The sequence below is a fragment of the Kosmotoga sp. DU53 genome, from assembly GCF_001639905.1.
GTDB lineage: Bacteria > Thermotogota > Thermotogae > Petrotogales > Kosmotogaceae > Kosmotoga > Kosmotoga olearia.
The window spans coordinates 1-1,289 of sequence record NZ_JGCK01000076.1 but is presented as its reverse complement, the minus strand read 5'-3'; the positions used below and the strand labels follow the sequence as shown (position 1 = coordinate 1,289).

The window sequence follows — 1,289 nt, the reverse complement described above, 5'->3', positions numbered from 1 at the left end:
GAGAACAAAAAACAGAAGAGCACACCGCAACGGTTATAGAAAAAGAAGTTTGAACACCAGATTAGGAAAATTGGAGTTGAAGAAACCCCAATTCAGAGAATTCCCCTTCGAAACCAGGGTCTTTGATAAATACTCAAGAGTAGAGAAAGCATTAAAGAACGCTATTGTCGAATCATATCTTCAGGGTGTTTCTACTCGCAGGATAAAGGAAATAATATCCACCTTAGGAGCAGAAGAACTTTCACCTGGAACAGTTTCTAATATAGCCAGGGAACTGGACGAAAAGGTGTATGAGTTTCTTAACAGGGAAATAGAGGAGGAGATACCGTATCTTTTCGTGGACGCCAGCTATTTCAAAGTCAGGGACGGGGTTAGATACGTCAATAAAGCTCTTTATGTGGTAGCCGGTGTGAGAAAAGATGGACATAGAGAGATACTTGGTGCAAAGATCGCCGATGTTGAAGATGAACTCTTTTGGGAAGACTTCTTCCAAGAATTGAAAAACCGTGGATTGAGAGGAGTAGAACTTGTCATCTCAGATGGTCACAAGGGGATAATCTCAGCGGTGAAAAAGGCCTTTATTGGAGCGAGCTGGCAAATGTGCCATGTACATTTTGTGAGGGATGTGCTGAAAAAAGTACCTCGTAAACGCTGGAAAGAGATAGCAGAACGGTTGAACGAGAGCCTGGAAAGTGCGAAAAAATTACAAGCCTTTATTGAGGAACTTGAAGAAGAAGGCTTCAAAAAAGCGGCGGAAACCTGTGAAAGATTCATATTCGGCTTGTTTAATTACCAGAAATATCCACGGGATCATTGGAAAAGGATAAAAACGACGAATATGCTGGAACGGATAAACAAAGAACTAAAAAGGCGTACTAGAGTGGTAGGAGCTTTTCCAAATGATGCGGCACTTTTGAGGTTGGCTGTCGCAATCTTACTTGACATTAACGAAGAATGGCTGCTTGGAAGGAGATATCTAAACATGGGATCTTAGCCTGTTTTAGGATACAGGGTTATTTTTACAGCACTTTCCGTAATGCCTCAAAAATAAATCTACTTGAAATAGGATGGACGCCTCAAAATAGAATCTACTTGAAATTGAGAGGGACATAGTTGAGGATCCCTCCTTTCGATTTATCAATCTGGATGTTCACTAATTGTTCTTGGAAATGAGTTATTATACTCTTGAGTTTGTAAATGTCTAGGGCTTCGTGTTGTTTGCGAAGCCTGTCTTTTGTATTTTGGTCAACCCAGGGTGATTGCATGATCCTTTCGTATGGTGTAGTAGG

1 protein-coding gene and 1 pseudogene are annotated in these 1,289 nt (G+C 40.9%); one reads left to right on the top strand and one right to left on the bottom strand.

Features of this window, described 5'->3' with window-relative positions; genetic code table 11:
• A partial coding sequence (locus DU53_RS11435; protein ID WP_063728744.1) for an IS256-like element ISKol5 family transposase occupies positions 1-994 on the top strand: 994 nt, incomplete at its 5' end.
• A gap of 94 nt (positions 995-1,088) precedes the next feature.
• Here the strand turns inward: DU53_RS11435 and DU53_RS11430 are convergent.
• Positions 1,089-1,289: pseudogene (locus tag DU53_RS11430) on the bottom strand (ISNCY family transposase); the annotation flags it as partial.